At 65.5% G+C, this 21666-nt stretch carries 18 protein-coding genes; 9 read left to right on the top strand and 9 right to left on the bottom strand.

The features are described 5' to 3' along the window. The first annotated feature begins 96 nt into the window (after positions 1-96). The 7 genes from ABZ677_RS09770 to allB are packed head-to-tail and all read left to right on the top strand — an operon-like array spanning position 97 to position 7536. A complete protein-coding gene (locus tag ABZ677_RS09770) occupies positions 97-492 on the top strand; it encodes a gamma-glutamylcyclotransferase (RefSeq protein WP_032385160.1) in 396 nt (131 codons plus the stop codon). A gap of 12 nt (positions 493-504) precedes the next feature. Beyond that, positions 505-1329 (top strand): TIM barrel protein, encoded by an 825-nt coding sequence (locus ABZ677_RS09765; RefSeq protein WP_358368775.1) that lies wholly within the window; start codon positions 505-507, stop codon positions 1327-1329. Positions 1330-1338: 9 nt separating this feature from the next. Next, the gene (locus ABZ677_RS09760) at positions 1339-2235 is read left to right on the top strand and encodes a 2-hydroxy-3-oxopropionate reductase (RefSeq protein ID WP_094740392.1); all 897 of its coding nucleotides are present in this window, start codon (positions 1339-1341) and stop codon (positions 2233-2235) included. Between the two features lies 1 nt (position 2236). Further along, complete coding sequence (gene gcl, locus ABZ677_RS09755) at positions 2237-4036, top strand: glyoxylate carboligase (RefSeq protein ID WP_358368772.1); 1800 nt, start codon at positions 2237-2239, stop codon at positions 4034-4036. Between the two features lie 2 nt (positions 4037-4038). Further along, positions 4039-5190 (top strand): glycerate kinase, encoded by a 1152-nt coding sequence (locus ABZ677_RS09750; protein ID WP_358368770.1) that lies wholly within the window; start codon positions 4039-4041, stop codon positions 5188-5190. Further along, positions 5187-6230: an allantoicase gene (gene alc / locus ABZ677_RS09745; protein WP_358368767.1), complete on the top strand. Its 1044-nt coding sequence runs from the start codon at positions 5187-5189 to the stop codon at positions 6228-6230. The genes ABZ677_RS09750 and alc overlap by 4 nt, the downstream gene beginning before the upstream one ends. Next, on the top strand, positions 6181-7536 hold the full coding sequence (gene allB / locus ABZ677_RS09740; protein ID WP_358368765.1) for an allantoinase AllB: 1356 nt from the start codon (positions 6181-6183) through the stop codon (positions 7534-7536). Before alc ends, allB begins: the two co-directional genes overlap by 50 nt. Here the strand turns inward: allB and ABZ677_RS09735 are convergent. The 7 genes from ABZ677_RS09735 to ABZ677_RS09705 form a co-directional block, all read right to left on the bottom strand. Next, positions 7533-9842 carry a DUF222 domain-containing protein gene (locus ABZ677_RS09735; protein ID WP_358368762.1) on the bottom strand — a complete coding sequence of 770 codons (2310 nt, stop codon included), beginning with the start codon at positions 9840-9842 and terminating at the stop codon, positions 7533-7535. The two genes, allB and ABZ677_RS09735, sit on opposite strands and share 4 nt — an antisense overlap. A 288-nt stretch (positions 9843-10130) precedes the next feature. After that, positions 10131-11207 (bottom strand): XdhC family protein, encoded by a 1077-nt coding sequence (locus ABZ677_RS09730; protein WP_358368759.1) that lies wholly within the window; start codon positions 11205-11207, stop codon positions 10131-10133. A gap of 1 nt (position 11208) precedes the next feature. Next, positions 11209-12651: an NCS2 family permease gene (locus ABZ677_RS09725; RefSeq protein ID WP_358368756.1), complete on the bottom strand. Its 1443-nt coding sequence runs from the start codon at positions 12649-12651 to the stop codon at positions 11209-11211. 122 nt (positions 12652-12773) lie between these two features. Then, positions 12774-15098, bottom strand: coding sequence for a molybdopterin cofactor-binding domain-containing protein (locus ABZ677_RS09720; RefSeq protein ID WP_358368753.1), 2325 nt, complete (start codon positions 15096-15098; stop codon positions 12774-12776). Next, a complete protein-coding gene (locus ABZ677_RS09715; RefSeq protein ID WP_170945817.1) occupies positions 15095-16447 on the bottom strand; it encodes an 8-oxoguanine deaminase in 1353 nt (450 codons plus the stop codon). The genes ABZ677_RS09720 and ABZ677_RS09715 overlap by 4 nt, the downstream gene beginning before the upstream one ends. Beyond that, positions 16444-16917: a (2Fe-2S)-binding protein gene (locus ABZ677_RS09710; RefSeq protein WP_037194935.1), complete on the bottom strand. Its 474-nt coding sequence runs from the start codon at positions 16915-16917 to the stop codon at positions 16444-16446. The genes ABZ677_RS09715 and ABZ677_RS09710 overlap by 4 nt, the downstream gene beginning before the upstream one ends. Positions 16918-16919: 2 nt before the next feature. Then, positions 16920-17816 (bottom strand): FAD binding domain-containing protein, encoded by an 897-nt coding sequence (locus ABZ677_RS09705; RefSeq protein ID WP_358368749.1) that lies wholly within the window; start codon positions 17814-17816, stop codon positions 16920-16922. Between the two features lie 149 nt (positions 17817-17965). On the opposite strand from ABZ677_RS09705, the gene ABZ677_RS09700 reads away from it, so the two are divergent. Both ABZ677_RS09700 and ABZ677_RS09695 read left to right on the top strand, forming a co-directional pair. After that, positions 17966-19471 (top strand): helix-turn-helix domain-containing protein, encoded by a 1506-nt coding sequence (locus ABZ677_RS09700; RefSeq protein WP_358368746.1) that lies wholly within the window; start codon positions 17966-17968, stop codon positions 19469-19471. A gap of 13 nt (positions 19472-19484) precedes the next feature. Next, positions 19485-19781 carry an antibiotic biosynthesis monooxygenase gene (locus ABZ677_RS09695; RefSeq protein WP_094635013.1) on the top strand — a complete coding sequence of 99 codons (297 nt, stop codon included), beginning with the start codon at positions 19485-19487 and terminating at the stop codon, positions 19779-19781. Between the two features lie 27 nt (positions 19782-19808). On the opposite strand, the gene ABZ677_RS09690 is transcribed toward ABZ677_RS09695, so the two are convergent. Further along, complete coding sequence (locus ABZ677_RS09690; protein ID WP_358368743.1) at positions 19809-20621, bottom strand: EAL domain-containing protein; 813 nt, start codon at positions 20619-20621, stop codon at positions 19809-19811. Between the two features lie 26 nt (positions 20622-20647). Further along, positions 20648-21652, bottom strand: coding sequence for a GGDEF domain-containing protein (locus ABZ677_RS09685; protein WP_358368740.1), 1005 nt, complete (start codon positions 21650-21652; stop codon positions 20648-20650). Positions 21653-21666: the final 14 nt, after the last annotated feature.

Genomic DNA, 21666 nt, shown 5'->3' with positions numbered 1-21666 from the left:
GCGTGGCGCACGCCACACTCGAACCACAGAACGGAATCAATATTCCGTATGGCGGAATTTCAGTCCGGACCGTTCGAGCCCGAGAGGAACGACTTCATGACGGAGCTTTTCTGCAACGGTGGTGCGATGCGCGGCGGCAGCCTGCACCACAACGTCTCGTCCCACCCGTTCGTGGGGACAGTGCGCACCACCCCGAACTACCGCTTCTTCTCGGTGCGTGACGAGTTCCCGGCACTGTTGCTCGACCACACCGCAGGAGCGGCCATCGAGGGTGAGCTGTACGACATTCCTCTCGACGACATCCGAACCGCATTCCTGCCGGACGAACCGCCGGAACTCGAACTCACCGTGGTGGCGCTCGAGGACGGGCGCTCGGTCCTGGGCGTCGGCCTACGCCCCGGGGTGCTCGATGCGCAACCGGACGAGCTGACCGACATCACCTACGCAGGCAGCTGGCGTAGATACCGCGGACTGCCTCAACCTCAGAACTGAAAGGCACTGTGCATGAATATCTTTGCTGATTCTCGACTCCGATACACCGTCAACTGTTCCATCCTCTTCACCGACGTGCCTCTGCTCGATCGACCGCAGCGTGCCCGGGACGCCGGCTTCGACGCCGTCGAATTCTGGTGGCCGTTCGGGGGCCCGGTGCCCTCGGACGCCGATGTCACCGCATTCGTGTCCGCCATTCGCGATGCCGGGGTACAGCTGACCGGACTGAACTTCGCGGCCGGCGACATGCCCGCAGGCGATCGTGGGATTCTGTCCGATCCAGCGCAGAAGCAGGCCTTCCGAGACAACATCGCCGCGACCGTCGGCATCGGCGAACAACTCGGCACCACAGCGTTCAACGCCCTGTACGGAAACCGCATCGACGGCGTCGATCCGCTCGACCAGGACGAGGTCGCGATCGAGAACTTGGCCGCCGCCGGGAAGGCCGCGGCGAACATCGGTGCGGTCGTGTTGATCGAGCCCGTGAGCGGCGCACCCGCCTACCCGTTGAAGTCTGCCGCCGGAGCCGTCGCGACCATTCGCCGCGTGGCCCGTGAACAGGACGTACACAACCTCCGCCTGCTCGCCGACCTCTACCACCTCGCCGTCAACGGAGAGGACGTTCCCGCAGCGCTCGAGGCACACCACGACCTGATCGCGCACGTACAGATCGCCGATTCCCCCGGCCGCGGAGAACCGGGCACCGGATCGCTCGACCTCGGCGGACAACTTGCCGGCCTCGCAGCGCGGGGTTACGACGGCTACGTCGGACTCGAATACAAAGCCACCCAGCCGGATCCGTTCGCGTGGCTCGAACTGGCCACCACTACCAAGTAGGGATTTCTCATGAGCACCATTGCATTCATCGGCCTCGGGATCATGGGCAGTCCCATGTCCGTTCATCTCGCCAAGGCAGGCCACCAGGTGGTCGGCTACAACCTGACCCCCGACCGCACGGGTCCATTGGTCGACGCCGGCGGCACCGCAGCCGACTCGATCGCCAAGGCCGTCCACGACGCCGACATCGTCGCGATCATGGTCCCCGACTCCCCGGATGTGCAGGACGTTCTCGCCGGTGAAGGCGGGGTGTTCGACAATGCTCGACGCGACGCGCTGATCATCGACTTCTCCAGCATCCGTCCCGACGTCACCGCCACGTTGGCTGCCGACGCGTCCTCACGCGGATTCCGGATCCTCGACGCCCCGGTCTCCGGTGGCCAGGCCGGTGCCGAGAACGCGACTCTGTCGATCATGGTCGGTGGCAGCGCGGACGACTTCGCCACGGCCAAGCCGATTCTCGACGTCGTCGGCAAGACCGTCGTGCACGTGGGTCCGAGCGGATCCGGGCAGACGGTCAAGGCGGCCAACCAGTTGATCGTGGCCGGCAACATCCAGGTGCTCGCCGAGGCGATCGCGTTCCTCGAGGCCTACGGCGTCGATCTGGCCGCGTCGGTGGAGGTTCTCGGCGGAGGCCTCGCCGGTTCGGCCGTGCTGAACCAGAAGGCCCAGAAGATGCTCGACCGCTCGTTCGAGCCCGGGTTCCGCATCGACCTGCACCACAAGGATCTCGGCATCGTCACCTCGGCCGCTCGCGAGGCGGGCGTCGTGATTCCCATGGGCGCAGTGCTGGCGCAGCTGATGGCCTCGGCCCGAGCCAACGGCGATGGCGGCCTGGATCATTCGGCGCTGTACCGCGGCGTCGCTCGGCTCTCGGGATCCCCGACCACAAGCAAGGACAACTGACATGGCCAGGATGCGTGCGGCCGATGCCGCAGTGAAGATCCTCGAACTCGAAGGTGCAACAACCGCATTCGGTCTCCCCGGTGCGGCCATCAACCCCTTCTACGCGGCGATGCGCAATCACGGTGGCATCCGCCACGTGCTGGCCCGCCACGTCGAGGGTGCCTCGCACATGGCGGAGGGCTTCACCCGGGCCGCACCGGGCAACATCGGAATCTGCATCGGAACCTCCGGCCCGGCCGGCACCGACATGATCACCGGGCTGTATTCGGCCATGGCCGACTCGATTCCGATCCTCGCCATCACCGGCCAGGCCCCGGTGGCGCGGCTGCACAAGGAGGACTTCCAGGCCGTCGACATCGCGTCGATCGCGGCACCCGTCACCAAGATGGCGATGACGGTGCTCGAGCCGGCTCAGGTTCCCGGTGCCTTCGCGCAGGCGTTCCATCTGATGCGCTCCGGTCGCCCCGGTCCGGTGCTGATCGATCTGCCCATCGACGTGCAGTTGGCCGAGATCGACTTCGATCCCGAGACGTACCTGTCGCTGCCCGTGCACAAGCCCGTCGCCTCGCGTGCTCAGGCCGAGAAGGCCATCGACATGCTGCTGGCTGCCGAGCGCCCGTTGATCGTGGCCGGCGGAGGCATCATCAACGCCGATGCCTCCGACTTGCTCGTGCAGCTCGCCGAGATCCTCGACGTGCCGGTCATCCCGACCCTGATGGGCTGGGGCACCATCCCGGACGATCACCGCCTCGCCGCAGGCATGGTCGGTTTGCAGACCGCACACCGGTACGGCAACGCAACCATGTTGGCCTCGGACTTCGTGCTCGGCATCGGAAACCGTTGGGCCAACAGGCATACCGGCGGCCTGGAGACCTACCGCAAGGGCCGGAAGTTCGTCCACGTCGACATCGAACCGACCCAGATCGGACGCGTCTTCGCACCGGACTACGGCATCATCTCCGACGCCAAGGCGGCTCTCGAGCAGTTCGTGGCCGTCGCCGAGGAGCGCCGTGCCGCAGGTACCCTCCGCGATCTCTCGGGTTGGGTGGAGGACTGTGCGACCCGCAAGCGCACGATGCATCGCCGCACTCACTTCGAGAACGTGCCGATCAAGCCGCAGCGTGTGTACGAGGAGATGAACAAGGTCTTCGATCGCGATACCCGCTACATCAGCACAATCGGCCTCTCCCAGATCGCGGGCGGTCAGTTCCTGCACGTCTACTCCCCGCGCAACTGGATCAACTGCGGGCAGGCCGGCCCGCTCGGCTGGACCATTCCCGCGGCGCTCGGTGCGGTGGCTGCCGATCCCAAGGCGAATGTCGTTGCACTGTCCGGAGATTACGACTTCCAGTTCATGATCGAAGAGCTGGCCGTCGGTGCGCAGTTCAATCTGCCGTACGTGCACGTGGTGGTGAACAACTCGTACCTCGGGCTGATCCGTCAGGCGCAGCGCGCGTTCGACATGGACTTCTGCGTGCAGTTGGGATTCGACAACATCAACCACCAGGACACCGTGGACACTCAGCCCGGTATCCCCAAGGGCTACGGCGTCGACCACGTGCAGGTGGCAGAAGGGCTGGGCTGCAAAGCGCTTCGCGTCACCGAGCCCGAGCTCATCGGTGAGGCGCTCGTGCGGGCCAGGACTCTGGCCAACGAGCACAAGGTTCCCGTCGTCGTCGAGATCATCCTCGAGCGGGTCACCAACATCTCGATGGGCACCGAGATCGACAACGTCGGTGAATTCGAGGAACTGGCCAACACCTCGGCGGACGCACCCACCGCGCTACTTCTGCTGGACTAGAGATGACACGAATTCTGCTCGCTCCGGACAAGTTCAAGGGCTCCCTGTCGGCAGCCGAGGTCGCTCGGGCATTGGCCGAGGGTCTGGTTGCGGTCGACCCGTCACTCGAGACGGTGTGCCTGCCCGTCGCCGACGGCGGTGACGGCACCGTCGATGCTGCCGTCGCCGCCGCGTGGGACCGAGTGGCAGTGACCTGTTCGGGACCGACCGGTGAACCAGTCGATACCTCGTACGCTCGCCGGGGTGATACCGCGGTCGTCGAACTGGCGTCAGCGGTCGGGCTCGAGCTCCTGCCCGACGGACGGATGGATGCTCTGGGATCCAGCACATTCGGGCTCGGCATCGTCATTGCACACGCACTCGAGGCAGGTGCAGGGTCTGTTTCAGGTGCGCGGCGAATCGTCGTCGGACTCGGGGGCAGCGCATCCACCGACGGCGGTGCCGGAATGCTCGTCGCACTCGGTGCGCGGATCCTCGATGCCGACGGCAACGACGTCGCGCTCGGCGGTGGTCCGCTGCGCGGTGCAGTCCACCTCGACTTGAGCGGCTTGTTGCCGTCGGCTCGGAATGCGGTGTTCGAGCTGGCCTGCGACGTCGACAATCCGTTGCTCGGTGTCACCGGAGCCGCGGCCGTCTACGGCCCGCAGAAAGGTGCCGGACCGCAGGAGTTGCTGTATCTGGAACACGGCATGCGGCAGTGGGCGCATCTGGTGCGCAACGCAATCGGCCGTGACCTCAGCGGTCTGGCGGGCACCGGGGCGGCCGGCGGAACCGCCTTCGGTGCCATGGCCGTACTCGGTGCTGCGGCCAAGCCGGGGATCGAGACCGTGCTCGAGTTGATCGACTTCGGCAGCGCTCTGGCGTCGGCCGATCTGGTCGTCACCGGCGAGGGGTCGCTGGACGAACAGAGCCTGCACGGCAAGGCACCGATCGGTGTCGCGCACGCTGCGCGTGCGGCCGGTGTTCCGGTGATCACCGTTGCGGGACGCAGCGTGGTCGGCATGGATCGATTGCGCCCCTACGGAATCACCGCCTCCTATGCACTGACCGACCTGGAGCCGGACGCGCAGATCTCGATGCGTGACGCGGCCAGGCTGTTGCACGAGGTCGGCCGAACCTTGGCCACCACACACATTTTGGAAGGAACTTCATGACCGGAACCGATTTCACCACGCTCACCGATCTGGCTTCCCGGGCGCTCGGCGGCAGCGTCTCGGCGGCGAACGACGAGCTGTTCGCCCAGCGCGAGAACCTGATCAAGCCCGATGCTCCGCTGTTCGATCCCGCGGACTTCGGCCACAAGGGAAAGGTGTACGACGGGTGGGAGACTCGGCGTCGTCGTGACGAAGGCGGTCACGACTGGGCGATCGTGCGACTGGGCTCCCCGGGCATCGTGCACGGCGTCGTCGTCGACACCGCTCACTTCACCGGTAACTACCCGCCGTTCGTCTCCGTGGAGGCGGCGTCGATCGAGGGCTATCCCTCCATCGAGGATGTGCAGAATGCGGAGTGGTACAGCATCGTCGACAAGTCCCCCGCAGTCGGTGACACTGCAAACACGTACGCGGTGGCCGATCGGCACCGGTGGACGCATGTGCGGCTGTCGATCTACCCCGACGGCGGCGTCGCCCGGTTCCGTGTCCACGGTCAGGTGGTGCAGGATCCGCGGTTCCTGGCAGGCACCGTCGACCTGCTCGCCGCAGAGAACGGCGCTCGGCTCACCGACTGCTCCGATGCGTTCTACTCCTCGCCGGCCAACATCATCCTGCCCGGGCGGGCTCGCAACATGGGCGAAGGCTGGGAGAATTCCCGACGACGCAACGGCGGCAACGACTTCGCAGTGTTCGCGCTCGCGTCGCCCGGCACCCCGCGCCACGTCGAGGTCGATACGAGTTACTACGTCGGCAACGCACCGGGGTGGATCCGGCTCAGCGCCATCGATTCTCGTCGTCGGCACATCACAGACCCGACGGCGTGGTGCGAGATTCTGCCCCGCACCGCGGTTCAACCGGATACGCGCCACCGGTTCCTGCTGAACGAGGCCGACGCGTACACGCACCTGCGACTGGACGTGTACCCCGACGGCGGACTGTCCCGATTGCGATTGTTCGGGGAGCTCGACGCCGAAGCCCTCGATGCGGCAGATGTCGCATGGAAGTCGTCCGAGCTCCAGAGTGTCTCCAGTGCAGTCTGATCTGGTTGTTCGCGCTTCGCGGGCGGTGATCGGCGGACGGGAGGTTGCGGCCTCGATCTCCGTGTCCGACGGGCGCATCGTGGCAATCGACTCCGTGGATGCGCGCGTATCTGCGGCGGCGGTGGTCGAGCTCGGGCCGGATGAGGTGCTGCTGCCGGGTTTGGTGGACACCCACGTACACGTGAACGAGCCAGGACGTACCGAATGGGAGGGGTTCGCCAGCGCCACCCGGGCTGCCGCGGCTGGTGGCATCACCACCATCGTCGACATGCCGCTCAACAGCATCCCCCCGACGGTTGACGTTGCGGCCTTGGATATCAAGCGTCGGGTGGCGGCGGATCAGTCGGTGGTGAACGTCGGATTCTGGGGCGGTGCCGTGCCGGGGAATGTCGACCAGCTGAGACCACTGCACGATGCGGGTGTCTTCGGCTTCAAGTGCTTCCTGCTCGCGTCGGGGGTGGACGAGTTTCCGCCGCTGACGATTCCGGAGCTCGAGAAGGCTCTGATCGAGATCGCGTCGTTCGACGGGCTGATGATCGTGCACGCCGAGAACGCCGAGGTGATCGCCGAGGCACCGTCGGCGGCGGGCCGTGAGTACTCGGGATTCCTCGAATCGCGTCCACGTGCGGCCGAGAACCGGGCCATCGAGCAGGTGATCGAGTTGTCTCGTCGGACGGGGTGTCGGGTGCATATTCTGCACCTGTCGAGTGCCGATGCGTTGCCGATGATCGCGGCGGCCAAGCGCGACGGGGTGCGGGTAACCGTCGAAACCTGTCCGCACTACCTGTGTTTCGACGCCGAGGCCGTGCCGGCGGGGGCTACCCAGTTCAAGTGCTGCCCGCCGATCCGCGAAGCCGGCAACCGAGAGTTGTTGTGGCAGGGTTTGTCCGATGGCACGATCGACACCATCGTGACCGACCACTCCCCCTGTACTCCCGATCTGAAGAGGTTCGACACCGGAGACTTCGGTGATGCCTGGGGTGGGATCGCGTCGTTGCAGGTGTCGCTGGCTGCGGTGTGGACGGAGGCGCGTGCCCGTGGGTTCGCGCTGACCGACATCGTGCGGTGGATGGCCACCAATACCACCGACCAGGTGGGCATGACAGATCGGGGGCGCATCGAAATCGGAAGCGCTGCAGACCTTGTGGCGTTCGCTCCCAACGAGAGGTTCACCGTCGACGTTGCGCAGCTGTACCACCGCAACCCGGTGACTGCCTACGATCGGCTGGGTCTGTCGGGTGTGGTGCGACGGTCGTGGATCGCGGGGTCGGAATCCTCGACCGGGCGATTGCTGGCGCGCAACTAGAACGGCGGTGTTGACGTGTCGTCGGTCTCGGGGTCCTGGTTGTCGGGTGGGTCGGGGTAGGCGATGATGCCGGATCGGGTCGGTCGGGTGGGGATGTGTGGTGTGAGGTCGTTGCCGAGGATGGGTACGGCTGTGCCGTTGGTGGGCAGGGTGATTCGGGTGGTCTTCGAGGTGGAGGTCCAGAGGATGGCTCCGCCGGGGAGCATGGTGGCGGTCCAGTAGCCGGCGGTTTTGACGGTGTGGTGGTATTCGCAGAGGCATTGGAGGTTGTTGACGGTGGTCCAGCCTCCGCCGAGTGGGTTGGTGTGGTCGAAGGGGGTGATGTGGTCGAGTTGGCAGCGTGCGGCGGGTCGGTGGCAGCCGGGGAATCGGCAGTGTTTGTCGCGTAGTCGGACGGCTGCGGTCGTGAGGGTGTCGGGTCGGTAGATCAGGGCGCGGTCGGTGAGCGGGTCGCGGGCGACGGATGTGCCGAGGGTGGGGTCGGCGGCGATCGCGGCTTCGAGTGCTGCGGCGAGGGAGGCGTTGCCGAGGTAGATGCCACTGGCTGTACAGCCGGTGCGGTTGCCCGAACGCCCGAGTCCCGACTGGTTCAGGGCGGCGTGGTTCAGGGCGGCGTGGTTCAGTGTCGGGAGGTCGAGGGCAGAGCTGTGCCGTGTGCCCCGGCCGACGGGGGTGTGGGTGCAGAACAGGGCTGCGGCGGAGGCCAGCGATCCCAGGCGGCGTTGGCGTGGGTTGTCGCTGGCGGCAGCGGCAGCCGAGCCTGTTCCCGGTGCTGGGCCGTCGGTTGACGTCGGACCGGATGTTGTGGAGCCGCATACGGTTGTGGGCGAACCGGATTCCGGACAGTTCGGTGCGATACCTGGTACCGGCGATGGCTGTTCCGCAGGTGAGCGTGAAGCTGACGCGGATTCGGACGATGCAACTGCCTCAGGGCCGGTGTGCGACGTCGCTTCCGCCAGCGGGTCGGTCAGCGGTGCAGTAGCTCGTGTTGCTGCGTGCTTCCGGACAGGATCGGCGACGCCTGGGTTGGGAGTCGTCGTCGGGTCGGCAGCAGGTGTAGGTGCGGACTCGTCGTTCTTCTCGGCATCGTGGCTCGCGTCGGTCTCATCTGCCGGTGCCTCTGGTGCTGCTGGTTCGGTTGCCGAGGTGCTCCCAGGTACAGCTGTAGGTGCAGGTGAACTGGCCGAATTTCGATCGGTCGAGGAATCAGCCTCCCTACCCGAGTCCGTCGCCGACTCAATTCCCGCATCAGCATCAGCATCCGCAGCCGAGTCTGCAGCCATGTCCGAGCCTGAGCCCGCGTCTCTGTCTTCGTCCGTCACAGTTCCCGTCTCGGGTTCTGTTGGGCTCCCGTCCTTTTCGCTGTCCGAGGTCTTTTCCCATTCCCCGGTCTCCGGGTTCTGCACCGCCAGGCCCAATTTCTCGGCAAGGGTGACTGCCTCGGTGAGCAGGATCTGCCAGTGACTGTTGCGTGCCAGCTCCTGCGCGAGGTCGGGGTCGATGGAACCGTGTCCGGCGAGGTAGGCGGGGTTGGCGAGTAGTCCGATGAGGGTGGCGATGTCGACGGTGATCATCGTCAACGGCACCCGCCTATCCGGCAACACGGTGTCGTTCTTCGGGCAGTCGGGGCGGTGGCACAGGCATGCCAGTCGGGGTTCGCCGTGCATGCGGGCCATGAATGCATCGCACAGGCGTTCTTTCTTCCCGCGCGGATCCTTGGGGCAGAGGGTGTCGGCCATTTCTTCGAGGAGTTGCCATGCGGCGGCGGCTTCGGGTGCGGTCAACTCGGCTCGGATGCGGGCGAGTTCGCCGGCGGGACTGTAGGTGACGGTGCGGAATTTCTTCGCGAACTCCCGCAGCGCTGCTGCTTCCTCGGGTGCGACGTGCAGCAGGATGTCCCATATCGCCTGCTCGAGCGGGCCCGGGGACGACCTCCGCGCCGCCTCGACGACCTCGGCTTCGACGCGCTTCACGATGGCGTCGGAGAGGTTGTCGAGGATCCGGCATGCGGTCCGCACTCGGGGGAGGTCGATCTCCCCTGTCTCGAACGCTGCTCGTAGCAGTGGGAGTCGGGTGTGCAGGGCTGCGCCGATGGATACATACGATTCGGCGACGGTCGCCGAGCAGCCCAACGCGACAGCCATTTCGGTGCGTCCGTATCGGCTGTAGTGCTTGTGTTCGGTGTCGCGGGTGATCCAGTCGCAGTGCACGGTGTAGCAGGCGGCGATTTTGCGGGCCGCATGCCGGTTCTCCTCACGCGCGGCAGCGGTCAACGCCTCCAGCGACACGGTCGGTATTGCACCCATTTTTTCACCCCCCGGTGAGCAACAATTCAGAACGTGCGTTCGAACTGAAAGAAGACTAACCCGGGCCACCGACAAGAACCGAAAGTGCCGATTCAGGCGACTCGAGCAGGCAATCTCGGGTGGAAGGGAGAGTGCCGGGGGGATGACCCCTGATCGGCGGTCCAGGTGGATTCACTAACCACGTCTTGCGCGGGGAGTCGAAGCGCAGGGGGTATAGATGTGGCGATCCGGCCGGGGTGCCGGGCAGAAGTGGAAGGTTGACGACGGGACGTTGTCTACATCGAAGGCTTACGCGTATTTCGCATTCGCCTCGTCGTGGTGGATCGGGCCCGCCGTACGTGTCAAAGGCAGCGCGCTACCCCCACGTCGCACGGCCACGAATTCCGCCGCGATGGCCAGCGCAGTTTCCTCCGGAGTTCTCGCACCCAAGTCCAAGCCGATCGGCGACTTCAGGCGTGCGAGCTCCTGCTCGGTCAAACCGACTTCGCGCAACCGGGCCGCGCGATCGTCGTTAGTCCTGCGCGATCCCATCGCCCCCACGAATGCAACGGGCAACCGTAGGGCCACTTCGAGCAGCGGCACATCGAATTTGGCATCGTGCGTCAGTACGCAGATCACCGTCCGGGCATCGACCATAGTTCGCGCCAGGTAGCTGTGCGGCCATTCGGTGACGACCTCGTCGGCGTCGGGAAACCGTGCAGCAGTGGCGAACACGGGGCGCGCATCGCACACCGTCACGTGATACCCGAGGAACTTGCCCACCCGGGCAAGTGCTCCGGCGTAGTCGATTGCCCCGAAGATCAGCAGCCGCGGTGCAGTGGCGTAGGACTGTACGAACACGTCGAGGTCAGGCCGGCACCGCACCGACCGGATGCCGGTACCGCCGGAGTCCAGCATCGCCAGCGCCTCACCGACGACCACCGCGTCGACGTCCGAAAAACCGGTCGTACCCATAGCGGCCGAGGACGAGACCGCGAGCGACTGCCCGGAGCCGTCGAGCATCGTGACCGTGGCCACCGCAGTGTCCGACGCGATGGCCGCGAGCACGGCCCGCGGAGGACCCAGGCGCACGAACACCTCGATCACTCCCCCGCAGGTCAAGCCGACCGCAAAGGCATCGATGTCGCTGTAGCCGAACGACTCTCGCTTGGACTCGCCGGTCTCGAGAACCTCGCGGCACAGCTCGTACACTGCGCCTTCGACGCAGCCACCGGAGACGCTGCCGACTGCCTCACCGTCGGCGCACACCGCCATCGCAGCACCCGGAAGCCGTGGAGCACTTCCGGATACCGCGATGACCGTCGCCACCGCGTAGGGAACGCCTGCGTGGTCCCAGGCGGACAGACGATCGACAATTTCTTTCACGTTACGAGATTCCCAACGCTTCTTCGATCGGGTGCAGGGCGAAGTAGACCAAGAAGATACCCGACATCAGGTACAGCAGCCAATGCGTCTGGCGTGCTTTGCCTTTGGCGAGGCGAACGAGGGTGTACGAGACGACACCTGCTGCAACACCGACGGTGATCGAGTAGGTGAAGGGCATCAGGACAATGGTCAGGAAGGCCGGGATCGCGATTTCGGTGTTCTCCCAGTCGATCTTGCGTACGTGCGTCATCATCAGCGCGCCCACCAGAACCAGGGCCGGAGCAGCGGCACCGACGGGGACCACGCCGGCCAGCGGGGTGAAGAAGATCAGGCTCGTCAGCAATCCGCCGGTGACAACGCTGGCAAGACCGGTCCGGGCACCTTCGGTGACTCCGGCCGCGGACTCCACGACGGCCGTGTTGGCCGATCCGTTGATCGCGCCTCCGACGATGGCACCGATGCCGTCGACGGTGAGGATGCGGCTCAATCCCGGCATCCTGCCCTGCTTGTCGACCAGGCCTGCTTCCTCGCCGACACCGAGGATGGTGCCCATGGCGTCGAAGAAGCCCGAGAGAACGAGAGTGAACAGGACGACCGACGCCGTGACGATTCCGGCCCGTGCGAAGCCGCCGAACAGGTCGACGTTGAACAGTAGGTCGAATTGTGGTGTGGCGACGATGGAATCGGGCACCTTCGGAACAACCGGTCCCCACGCCTCCGGTTCGATGTCGAACACCGAGTTCAGGATGATCGCCAGGTTGGTGGCCACGAAGATGCCGATGAGCATCGCGCCCGGCACCTTCCGCACGAACAGCATGATCATCAGGACCAGGCCGACGCAGAAGACGAACACGGGCCAGCCGGCGAGTTTGCCGAACGTGCCGAGGGTGACCGCGGTTGCTGCTGACTCGTGGTGCCCGACGAACCCTGCGTCGACCAGGCCGATGAGCGCGATGAATGCACCGATCCCGACGCCGATCGCCTGCTTGAGTACGAGCGGTATGGCATCCATGATGAGTTGCCGAATGCCGGTGAGAGCGAAGACGACGATGACGACGCCCTCGAGAACCACCAGCCCCATCGCCTGCGGCCAGGTCATGTACGGGGCCGCCTGGAACACCACGATCGGGGTCACCCCGAGGCCGGCCGCCATGGCGAGGGGCGCGTTTCCGACGACGCCCATCAGGATGGTCGTCAGACCGGCGGACAACGCCACCATGGTCGACAGCTGCGCCGGATCGAGCGTGGCCCCGGTGACGTCGCGGGCGTCGCCGATTATCAGCGGGATGAGAACGATCAGGTAGGCCATGGCCACGAATGTGGTTACACCACCGCGTATTTCGCGGGAGAGCGTGGAGCCCCGGCCGGTGATGTCGAAGAACTTGTCGATCTGGGATCGACCTCGTCCACTTTGGCGAGTGCTGGATGTGCGTACGTCGGTCATGATCGGCCCTCCCAGGGCGTGATCAACCTCGTCGAGCGTGGGTCCGGGCCGACGTGCCGGGGGAGTTGGCGTCGGTGCGGTTGTGCCGGAGAAGGTTTCGTCGAATGGGGATGGAACTCGGATCAGCTGTTGATGATGTGTTCGGGTCGGACGGGCACGCGGGTCAACGCGAGCCCGGTGGCGTTGCGGATGGCCGCGACCACGGCGGGGGTCGAGGAGAGGGTGGGTGGCTCGCCCGCCCCGCGAAGACCGTACGGTGCCAGGGGATCCGGGTTCTCGAGGATGTCCAGCTTCATGGGCGGCATGTCGAGAATCGTCGGAATGAGGTAATCGGTGAACGACGGATTCTTCACGAGACCGTCGACGACGACGATCTCTTCCATCACCGCGAGACCGAGGCCCTGCGCTGTGCCGCCGTGGATCTGGCCTTCGAGAGACAGTCGGTTGAGAATCTTGCCGACGTCCTGCACGGCCGCCATCTCGACGACCTTGACCAGACCGAGTTCGACGTCGACGTCCACCACGGCGCGATGGACACACAGTGCGAGCTGGGTGTGGCTCGCTCCTTGTCCGGTGACCGGATCCATTCCGCTGGTGGGGCGATGGTGGAATTCACGTGTCTGCTCGATGACCCGCTCGCCGAGAACGTCCTCGATGGTCGCCAGCACACCGTCGGTGGCCGAGACGATCTTGCCGCCGTCGAGGCTCAGGTCGGCAACCGCGCGGCCCAGGTAGAGGCCGGCCAGGACGAACACTGCCTCGCGTACAGCCTCGCACGCGGTCTTGACTGCGCCGCCGGTCATGTACGACTGCCGCGACGCGGACGAGGAGCCGGCATTACCGACCTTGGTGTCGGCGGGATGGATGACGACCTTGGTGACGCCGAGCTCGGTGCGTGCGATCTGCGCCTCCAACGTCACCAGGCCCTGACCGACCTCGGCAGCGGCTGTGTGCACCAATGCTGTTGCCTCACCGCCGATCACCTCCAGTCGAACACGCGCGGTGGAGTAGTCGTCGTAGTTCTCGGAGAAGCAGATGTTCTTGATGCCGACGCCGTATCCGATTCCGCGTACGACGCCTTCGCCGTGGGTGGTCTGCGACGCCCCGCCCGGTAGATTACGGATGTCCGACGCGTCCACGGGGGCAGGCAGTTCCATCGCCTCGGCTCGGGCGAGCATCTCGGCCAGTGGGGCAGGTGCTTCGATGACCTGGCCGGTTGCGAGGATCGAACCCTGGCTGACCGCGTTGATCTGCCGGATGGCCACGGGGCCGATACCGCAGGCCTCGCCGAGCTTGTCCATCATCGACTCGTATGCGAAACATGCTTGCACTGCGCCGAATCCACGCATCGCGCCGCAGGGTGGATTGTTCGTGTACACGCCGTAGGCGTCGATCTCGATGTTGGGGATGACGTACGGTCCGACGCCCAGTGAGGCTGCGTTGCCGACGACGTTGAGGGTGGCCGAGGTGTACGCGCCACCGTCGAGGATGATCTCGACATCGGCGAACACAAGCTTGCCGTCGCGGGTCGCGCCGTACTCGTAGTGCATCTGCGCGGGGTGGCGGTGGACGTGTCCGAAGAACGACTCGTAGCGGTTGTAGACGATCTTGACGGGCTTGCCGGTGTGCATGGCGAGCATCGCCGCGTGGATCTGCATCGACAGGTCCTCGCGGCCACCGAATGCTCCGCCTACGCCGGCGAGCGTCATCCGGATCTTCTCTTCGGGGAGGCCGAGGCACGGCCCGATCTGGGCCAGATCGTTGTGCATCCACTGGGTTGCGACGTAGAGGTCGATGCCGCCGTCCTCGGCCGGAACAGCCAGTCCCGATTCGGGTCCCAGGAATGCCTGATCCTGGATCCCGACGGCGAAGTCGCTGCTGACGATCACGTCAGCGGTCGCGCGGGCGGCGGCGACGTTGCCGACACGCACCGGCTGATGGCGCGCCACCCCGCCGCGTTCCTGCACCTTCGGGTAGTCCGGGTCCAGTGCTGCGCGTCGGGCGTCGGTCAGAGGTTCGAGAACGTCGTACACCACAACGATCTTTTCCATTGCGCGCCGGGCGGTCTCGGGATGATCGGCCGCGATCAGCGCGATCGGTTCACCTTCGTGCCGGACCTCGTCGAAGGCCAGTACCGGCTGATCCCACGTGTGGTCGAGCCCGAAGCACTTGCGTCCCGGCACGTCGTCGTGGGTGAGTACCGCCTCGACGCCGGGTGTGGCGAGAGCCTGCGAGATGTCGACCGAGACGATCTTGGCGCGCGGATGCGGACTTCGGAGCGTTGCGCCCCAGAGCATGCCGTCGATGAACAGATCCGACGAATATGCGAACTCGCCCTTGACCTTCAGTGTTCCGTCGGGTCGCAGCGGGCTGTCGCCGACGCGGCCGCGTCCCGGTGCGGGGATGTCGGCGGGAGCTTGCCGGGGTGTGGTGGTCGGGGCGCTCACAGCACGTCCTCCGCGAGTTTCATCAGGCGACGGTGCGCGTCGGCTCCGGCGCGGCCGATTTCGTCCTGCGGTGCGCTGGTCAAGACATCGTTCTCGACGATCGTCCGTCCACCGACCATCAACCGCGCGAGCGGCGGTGTCTGCCCGTACGCGAACGCGACGACGGGATCGTCCACCGCCGAATAGAAGCCGTCGGTGCGCCAGATCGCGATGTCGGCGAGCTTGCCGACTTCGAGCGAACCGATCTCGCTCTGTCGGCCCAGTACCGTTGCACCGCCGAGCGTTCCGATCTCGAGTGCCTGACGCGCCGTCAGTGCTGTCGGTCCGTACTTGGCGCGCTGCATGTACATCGCCTGGCGGACCTCGCCGGCCAGCGGCACCATTTCGGCCGAGGCCGAGCCGTCGACTCCGAGGCCGACGGGTGCGCCGGCGGCGAGCAGGTCGGAAATACGGGCGATGCCCGCACCGAGCCGAGCGTTGGAACTCGGGCAATGGGCGGTACCGGTACCGGTGGCCGCCATCTTCGCGATATCGGAATCGTGCAGGTGTACCGCGTGGGCGAACCACACGTCGTCACCGAGCCAGCCGACCTGCTCCATGTATTCGACCGGGGTGCAGTTCATCTGAGCGAGGCAGTGCTCTTCTTCGTCCAGCGTCTCGGCCAGATGAGTATGCAGCCGAACACCTTTGGCGCGAGCGAGGGTGGCGGACTCGACGAGCAGCTCCTTGCTGATGGAGAACGGGGAGCACGGTGCGACCGCGATGCGGAGCATCGAACCGAAGGAGGCGTCGTGATAGGTGTCGATGGCCTCGGCCGTGGCGGTGAGGATGTCGTCGAGCGATTCGACCACCTCGTCCGGTGGCAGACCGCCGTCGGACACACCCCGGTCCATCGAGCCGCGGCACGGTTGGAACCGCACGCCGATTCGCTGTGCGGCGTCGATCTCGGCCGCGAACAGGTCGCCTCGGCCCTTGGGGAAGATGTAGTGGTGATCGGTGCTGGTGGTACAGCCCGATTTCGCGAGCCAACCGAGACCGGCAGCGGCGGCACCGCCGACGACCTCGGCGTCCATCTTGGACCACGGCTTGTATAGTGCGACAAGCCATTCGAAGAGCGTGTTGTCCTTGGCCAGGCCCTGGGACGCCCACTGGTACAGGTGGTGGTGGGTGTTCACCAGGCCTGGGGTGACGAGGCAGCCGGACGCGTCGATCGTCTCGGCTCCGGCGATCACCGGTGCCGGGCCCGAACCGATGGCGCTGATCGTGGTGCCCTCGACGACGAGGTATCCGGAGGGGATCTCGTCCCCGACGATGGGAGCGATGTAGGCGCCCGAGATCACCGTGGTCATTTGGCTTCGGCCTTTCGAGTTGCTGCGAGCCGTACGGCATCCAGGATCTTTTCGTATCCGGTGCAGCGGCAGAGGTTTCCGGCGAGAGATTCACGGATCTCGGCGTCGGACGGGTCGGGAACACGTTCGATCAGGTCGTGAGCCTGGACCACCAGTCCCGGCGTACAGAAGCCGCATTGGACGGCACCGCATTCGACGAACGCTTCTTGCATCGGGTCCAGCTTCTCGCCGTCGGCGAGGCCTTCGACGGTACGAATCTCGCGGCCCTCGACCTGACCGGCTGCCACCAGGCAAGCGCACGCCGGAATGCCGTCGAGATAGACGGTGCACGAACCGCATTCGCCTTGTTCGCACGCGTTCTTGGATCCGGGTAGTCCCATGCGTTCGCGCAACAGGTACAGCAGACTCTCGCCCTCCCAGACGTCGTCGGCTTCCATGTCTTTTCCGTTGATGGTGCAGTTGACTCGCATGTTCAGGCCACCTTCCGTGCGGCTGTGAGGTCTCGCCATGCCCAACCCAGTGTTCGCCGGGCCATCACGGACAGGGCGTGCTTGCGGTAATCGGCAGTGCCTCGTACGTCGTCGATGGGACTTGCTGCCGCACTGACCAATCGGCCGAATTCCTCCGACACCCCAGGATCGAGGGCACCGTCCCACTCGAGTTCGGCCGCGAGGTAGTTCTCGGCATCGTAAGCCCGGCGCGGCGTCGGCGCAGCGGAGCCGAGACCGGTACCGACGCGACCCTCCTGTGGAAACAGCGCGATCGAGAACGAGCAGACGGCGATGACCATGGCGTTGCGGGTGCCGATCTTCGAGAAGTACTGCGGTCCCGCTGCCGGTGCCACGTGGAAGGCGCGGATGAGTTCGTCCGGCCGGCAGGAATTGCGCTTGACGCCGAGGTAGAACTCGGTCGCGGGAATCATGCGTACACCGCGCTCGGCCGATTCGACCTCCACGGTCGCGCCCGCCGCGAGCAGAGGCGCGTGCAGATCGCCTGCGGGTGACGCGCCACCGAGGTTGCCGCCGACGGTGCCGCGATTGCGGATCTGCGGTGAACCGACGGTGCGGGAGGCCTGGGCGATGCCGGGAAGCATGTCTCCGAGCTCGGTGATGATGCGAACGTAGGGCACGCCTGCGCCCACCCGTAGCGTCCCGTCGGGAAGCTGTTCCCATTCGGTGAGTTCGGTGATCGGGTTCAGATCCAGCAATGCGCCCGGCCGGTGCAGGTCGAAGTTCATCTCGACCATGACGTCGGTGCCGCCCTGGATGGGCACCGCGTCGACATCGTCGGCCTTCGCGGCCAACGCGTCGCCCCAGGTCTGTGGTCGCAGAAAATCCATGTTCGGTACTCCGCTCGCTGTCTTCTTCATCGGGTCGTTCCTGCAGGCTCCACTCCTGCTTCGTGTTCACCCAGTACAGCGGCCTGGGGCGTTGGGAACGAGAGACAAGAACGACGAAGTATGACGCCGATCACAGTGTAGGTTTTGGAGGATCCTACGAAGAGGAGGTCGATGTCACCGTGAGGCTGCGTGATCTGGCTGGTCTCGCCGATCTGAAACTGCAGCCGATCGTCACTCCCGAGCACTTCGATCCGACCATCCGATGGGTCGTGACCACCGACATGCTCGATCCGAGCCGCTACCTCAGCGGGGGCGAACTGGTCTTGACCGGCCTGATGTGGCGGACGGGCCCCGAGGACTCGAGGACGTTCGTACGGGCGGTGTCCAAGGCCGGGATCTCGGCGCTGGCGGCATCCGACGACGGCGTCGTGCCCGACGATCTGGTCGACGCCTGCCTCGAGCACGGGCTGCCGCTCTTTCGTGTACCCGCCGACATCGCTTTCGCCACCGTCACCGAGAGCGTGGTCCGGCAACTGTCGACGGCGAGAGCCTCGGACCTGAGCCTCGTGCTCGACCGGCATCGACGCCTCGTGGCAAGTGCCGGCCCGGGCGGCGGGCTGGGTCCGCTGCTGGAGATGGTCAGCTCCGATCTGGGCATGAACTGCTGGGTCGTCACTGCGTCGGGACGGGTACTCGCCGGATCCGACAATCCGCCGGACACCGAAGCCGTGGCGCAGGAATTCATGTCGTCGGTGCGGCTGCCGCGGTACTGCCGAGAGCAGAGAGTCTCGGTGTTCGCCGTCGATGGAGAGTCCGCACCGCGGGTCGTGGATTGGTTCGTGGCCTTCGAAAGCGATTGGCAGACATGGGATGCGCCGAGGCTCTCCCTGGCCGGGCAGCTGGCGTCGATCGTGGCCGTGGAGCGCAGCCGCGTCGACGATCGCCTGTCGGGCTCGGGAATACTGGCGCAGGAATTCGTGCGTACGATCGTCGGGGGCGCGACGGCCGCCGACATCCTCGCCCAGATGCACGTCATCGGACTCGATATCGAAACACGTTACGCTGCAGTGGCTGTGGCCACATCCGGCGAGACCCTGCGCCTCGGTGAGCTACGCCCGCTGCTGCGAGAAGTGCTGGCACCGTTGGAGATCACGGTCGGAATCGTCGACGACGAGGCCATCGCGTTGGTGGAGGCGAGAACCGATCGAACCGATTCGGTTCGGCGGGCCGTCCACACGTTGGCGCCGGGGCTGATCGGTAGCGGCACCTCGATCGGTGTCAGCGCTCCCACCGCGCCCGCCGACATCCGAAGCGCGATCGAGGAAGCGCGCTACGCCCGCCGGCTCGCCGAGCGCCGTGGCTCGGACTGCTGCGTCGTCGGGCACGATGAATTGGCCACGTTGACAATACTTCTCGCCAACGTACCCGATGACGTGCGACGCATGTTCACCTCGAGGCTGCTGACTCCCCTGGTCGACTACGACGACCTGCACAACAGTGATCTCGTGGAGACATTGTCGGTGTACCTCGACACCAACGGTGCCTGGACGCGATGTGCCGAACAACTGCACATGCACGTCAATTCCGTCCGATATCGCATCCAGCGCATCGAGGAACTCACCGGCCGCGATCTGTCGCGACTGGAGGACAGAATCGAGTTCTACTTGGCACTTCGGCTGAGATGACTAGTGTGAAGCCATGGCACTCATCGCTCTGTTGGATCTGACGTTCAAGCCCGAGTCCGTGGCCGATGCCCGCGCGTTGCTGCGGACGGTGCTCGCCGATACTCGCGCATTCGAGGGTTGCCTCGGTGTCGAGGTGTGGGTCGACGAGGAGAACGAGGCACACGTGATCGCCTACGAGACGTGGGAGTCGGCCGAGGCCGATGCGAAGTACCGCGAGTTCCGCGCCGGACCGGGCAAGATCGCCGAGTTGCCGCCGCTGCTCGCCGCCGCGCCGACTCTGACTAAGTTCACCGTCGATTCGTCGATCTGAGTTCTCTGCGAGAGCGGCGGTGCAGCGCTACCTGCTGATGTCCGACAGCGGTAGAGGTCGTCCGGTGAGAAAGCCCTGCACCATGTCTGCTCCGAGTTCGACGGCCACCCGCAGTTCCGCTTCGGTTTCGACGCCTTCCATGATGACCGTCGAGCCGATCTCGTGTGCGAATCCGATCACCGATGCAGCGGCGGCCCGTCGAATCGGGTCGGTGTCGATTCCGTGCACCAGTGCGTAGTCGACCTTCAGGGTGTCGGGTCGCAATTCGACCACCTGGCGAAGTCCGGCGAAGCCTGCACCCACGTCGTCGACGGAGATGGAGATGCCTGCCCCGCGCAAGGATTCGATGGTTCGGGCGACCGCGCGGTAGTCGTGGACTCGCTCGTGTTCGGTGATTTCGATGTGGAACTGTCGGTTCTTCTGGAACGGCCGCAGTACGGCAGCCAGATCGGTGGAGCGAATGGTGTCGGCAGATGCGTTGAGTGAGATGAAGATGCCGCAGGGAAGTGATTCGGATGCGGCCAGCGCACGGTCGATGGCCGCGACTTCGAGAAGCGGTCCGATTCCCGCATCGGTGGCGTCGCGGAACCACATCGACGGCGGGCCGTAGCCGAAAGGAAAGCGAGAGAGCGCCTCGTACCCGACGACCGTCGTGGTGGCCGCGTCGCAGATAGGTTGGAACACCACGTCCGGCCCGCCTCGCGAGATCAGAGTCTCGATGCGCGTGCGGATGGCCGCTCGCGTTCCGGTGCCGCTGCCCCGTGCACTGCCGTCGTCCTCGGACAGTCGAGACTTGTTGCGATACATCTCGATATCGGCCAGTGCGATCAGTGTGCGCACGATGGTAGGGGTGACTGGTTCGCTCCCTAGGAGCTCCGAGGCCGAACCGACACTGGCGGTGAAGGGCGGCCCGGAGAAGCTCTCGTCGAGACCGGCCCGGATCCTGTGATCGGTCGATTCGATCTCGCCGGGCGAACCGACGTGCACGATGACGAACTCGTCGCCGCCAGACGCGAGACCACCGATGTCTTCGGAACCGCGGCGGTGAGTCGCGAGGCGACCTCGATCAGTACTGCGTCGCCGGTGGGGTGCCCGAATCTGTCGTTGATGTCCTTGAACCGATCGATGTCGAGAACGGTGACCCCGAGGGTTCGATCCGAGGCGCAGTCGGTGGACGCGGTACCGACGTCGTCGATCGCCTCGAGCAATCCGCGCCGGTTGTACAGGCCGGTCAGCGAATCGACGACGGCACCCGATGCCCGAGAACGTAGATGTCGGATGTACGCCCGCATCATCAGGGGGGTGAGGTACAACGTGGCGACTGTGACTGCGGTTGCTGCCACCAGCCACGGGTTCTTTCCCTGACCGACCGCGAGTACGCCGAGCGCAAGTACGGTCGCCACCGAGACTGCCAGGTGAGCCCACATGACTCGGAACGAGCTGGCGATGACGGTGAAGACGGCCACGATCGTGAACATCATGCACCCGGCCAGCGGTACGTAATGGTCGGTGCTGCTGAACAGGATGCCAACGATGCCGACGTCCGCGTAGAACACGAAGGCATTGGCCAGACGTGTCGACGGCCATGGTCTGACGAACCACGCGATCGCGACCGGAATCGTTGTCAACGCCCCGATGAGGACGAATACCGCCAAGCCGTCGTAGTGGATGCCGGTGGGAACCATCAGGATCCCGGACAGGCCGAACAACAGTGTCAGGGTCCCGATGAAATACCGCACCCAACGCTCGCGAGCTGTGTTCGCGAAATACGTGTAGTCGTCGTCGACACTCGAGTGTGTGGCGTCGAGGCCAGGTCTGTACCGTGTTCGGCCCTCGGCCGTCACCGCAGTCCCCGGTCTGGAAATGGGCATACCTCTCATGGGCA

The sequence above is a fragment of the Rhodococcus sp. NPDC006774 genome (genome assembly GCF_040636045.1).
Lineage (GTDB): Bacteria > Actinomycetota > Actinomycetes > Mycobacteriales > Mycobacteriaceae > Rhodococcoides.
The sequence above is the reverse complement of the archived record's forward strand: the minus strand, read 5'-3'. Positions and strand labels throughout refer to the sequence as shown.